The sequence below is a fragment of the Thermogemmatispora sp. genome, from assembly GCF_019683755.1.
In the GTDB taxonomy this organism is placed as follows: Bacteria; Chloroflexota; Ktedonobacteria; order Ktedonobacterales; family Ktedonobacteraceae; genus Thermogemmatispora.
In genome coordinates this window covers 1-3,009 of sequence record NZ_JADGHT010000459.1, presented here as the reverse complement: position 1 = coordinate 3,009, position 3,009 = coordinate 1, and the positions used below count along the sequence as shown (strand labels likewise).

Genomic DNA, 3,009 nt, shown 5'->3' with positions numbered 1-3,009 from the left:
ACAATATACTGTAGACTACATCATTGTAGATCTCAATGCCGTCTTTCCCGAGGATCGAGCCAGTACAATCGAAATTCTCAATCGCCTGACAGCCTCGGGGCAATTTCGTTTGATTGCGCGTGCCGAAGGTGTCGTTTTACTCAAACGCAATAGTTCATAGTAGGCCATAGTATGTTATAATCCTTGCAGATGAGACTCTCTGCTTTATTCGCTCCTATGGATAGTTGACGAACAGAGGAGAGGTGCTATGCACGGGGACCCATTTTATAGCGATCCGACCAGTGTTGAACCAGGTAGAGTGCCACCGCCGGGTGCGTTACCTCCGATGGAGGAGCTGCAGCCGAAACAGGCACCTCCGTCACATCACGAGCCGATGCCGGCTCCGGCGCCGGTGGCGTCACCACTGCAGATGGCAGAGCTGGAGATGGCCAATCGTGAGAATGAGGCGCGCACACTGGTCTTTGCCATTGGCAAGTTTAAGGACTTCCTCTTGTGGTTCCTGGCGGTGTTGGAGGTAGCCTTGTTGCTCCGCTTTATCTTTCGCCTCATCGCTGCCGATCCCAACAATGCCTTTGCTGGCCTGCTCTATGCTCTGACGGGGATCATTCTGCTGCCCTTCAATGGCATCGTTAAGACTCCATCGCTACATAACTGGGCATTTGAATGGCCGACGCTGATTGCTATGGCCGTCTACGCTCTGATCTTCCTGGCTATCACCAGCTTCCTGCGCCTGTTGATCTCGACTCCCAAGGAGACAGCGGAATAATGGAGGGCCAGGCCTCTCTGTCCCTGGCGGCTCCTGTCTGCTCGGTGCTGGCCTATAGCGAGGCAGTCGCGGAGGTCATCGCTGGTGAAGTGCAACGTGGGGAGGTGCACAGCGTCTTTTCGGCGGCAGCTAATTTGCTCTTCCAGAATGACTTCGTGCTCTCACTGAACGCCTGCGATGGCGTAGCGGTGCCCAATGGCTTGCGCCTGAGTGCCGCACGGGGGGCCTTCCCATTCAGTGCCCTACGGCCCGGCATGCCGGTACTGCTGGGGGCCTGGCATCTGCATATAGAAGGTCTTCCTTGGTCTGTGGATCTGCGCCATTGCCCGCGTTGGCGTGCTCGGCTCAGATGTCCGCCGCAGCTTGAGGGCGGAACGTTAGTGCGCAATCGTGAGCGCTTGCGCCGCCTGCTTCTGGCGCCGGAGCTGGTAAGGGTATACGAGCAGCAGGGTCATCCCTTGCTGGCACTCATGCAAGCGGAGCTAGAGGGCAAGCATCAGTTGCCGACGAGACCGGAAGCACTGGCTGAACGGCTCGCTGGATGGGGACCGGGCCTGACTCCGGCAGGCGATGATCTGCTCCTGGGCTGGTTGGCCGCCGGCTGGTGGCTGCATGGCTCCGAACCGGACTTTCTCGTGACTTGCCAGCGGCTGGTGACGGTGGCTGCAGCGCGAACGCATCTACTAAGCCGAACCTGGCTGACCTGGGCGGGGCGTGGCTACTTCTCTCTTCCACTCCTCAGGCTGCTGGAGAGCCTGGCTGAGGATGATGAGGGGCGTTTACTGGCGCAGGCGCAAGCTGTGCTTGCCCTGGGGGCAAGTTCGGGCTATGATCTCTTATGTGGCCTAGTGTTGGGTCTGACCTCTCCGTCGCTCCAGCCCTAGGATCAGGTGCCGCGCCTGAGCGAGCGGCCATTGACAAATCCGCTTTGCTCCTGCACTTGTCTTGTTGTATCCTGCCGACTTGCTTTCTCCAAGCATGTAGCACCATTATTTCTCGATAGAATCAAAGTGGGTCCCTTTTAAGTCATCCATAGTTTACATGGACGTGGCCTTGTGCTATACTGGGCGCAGGCAGGCTGGAGGTACTATGAACAAGCTCAGTGTTTTCACAGGTAACGCCAATCCCGCGCTGGCTGCTGCCATCTGCCGTCACCTGGGGATAGAGCTGGGAAAGGCCGAGGTCTTCCAGTTTAGCAACGAGAACATTTTCGTCAAAATCAACGAGAACGTTCGTGGTCACGACGTTTTCGTCATCCAGCCCTTCAGCTCGCCGGTCAACCGCTCGATCATGGAGCTACTGATCATGATCGATGCTCTCAAGCGGGCCTCAGCGCAGCGCATCACGGCGGTGATCCCCTACTATGCCTATGGCCGCACCGATAAGAAGGATCAGCCACGGGTCCCTATCACTGCCAGGCTGTTGGCTGATTGTATTACGGTGGCGGGTGCCCATCGCGTGCTGACAATGGACCTGCATGCCGGTCAGATTCAGGGCTTCTTTAATATCCCGGTTGATGAGCTGACGGCTCAGACCCTGCAGGCACGCTATTTTCGCGCCAAGGGACTGGAGAATTTCACCGTGGTCTCTGCCGATGAAGGGTTTGCCAAAAAGGCTCGTCAACTGGCCGATCGTCTGAATGCTCCCTTGGCCATTGTGGAAAAGCGTCGTCTGGGCAATGATGGCGTGACAGAGGCCAAGAATGTGATCGGTAATGTAGAGGGACGCAATGCCCTGATTGTCGATGAGGAGATCGACACAGCCAGCTCGATCACGCAGGCGGTGCGTGTCGTGCGTGAGCATGGAGCGCGCGAGGTGTATTGTTGTGCCTCACATGGTGTCTTCTCCGGTCCAGCCATTGACCGGCTACGCGAGGCCGAGATCAAGGAGATCGTCGTGACAGATACCATTCCTCTGCCGGACGAGAAGCGCTTGCCCAATATGACGATTCTGTCGGTAGCGGAGCTGTTTGCCGGGGCGATCAGTCGTATCCATGAGAACCGCTCGGTGACGGAGCTGTTCCAGTAGCCAAGTAAGGTAAGAGTGGCTTTCTTTCTTCTTACCGCTCCAGGCCAGTGCTAGCGCGTCGATAAAGCGGCAGGCTGTCTAAATTAAGACTGGTAGTGATGCATAGACGACCTCCCCTGTGGCTGAGACGGCAGAGTTGCAGGGGAGGGCTGCCGCGAGCAGTGGGTGTGATGACTCTTATACACAACAACGAGCCAACGAGCCAGAAGCTAATA

At 57.0% G+C, this 3,009-nt stretch carries 3 protein-coding genes; all 3 read left to right on the top strand.

The window, feature by feature from the left end; genetic code table 11:
- Nucleotides 1–247 precede the first annotated feature (247 nt).
- Nucleotides 248–766, top strand: a complete 519-nt coding sequence (locus IRZ24_RS18730) for a YggT family protein (RefSeq protein WP_297167763.1) — start codon at nucleotides 248–250, stop codon at nucleotides 764–766.
- On the top strand, nucleotides 766–1,650 hold the full coding sequence (locus IRZ24_RS18725) for a DUF2877 domain-containing protein (RefSeq protein WP_297167760.1): 885 nt from the start codon (nucleotides 766–768) through the stop codon (nucleotides 1,648–1,650). Before IRZ24_RS18730 ends, IRZ24_RS18725 begins: the two co-directional genes overlap by 1 nt.
- A gap of 205 nt (nucleotides 1,651–1,855) precedes the next feature.
- Nucleotides 1,856–2,794, top strand: a complete 939-nt coding sequence (locus IRZ24_RS18720; protein WP_297167758.1) for a ribose-phosphate pyrophosphokinase — start codon at nucleotides 1,856–1,858, stop codon at nucleotides 2,792–2,794.
- Nucleotides 2,795–3,009: the final 215 nt, after the last annotated feature.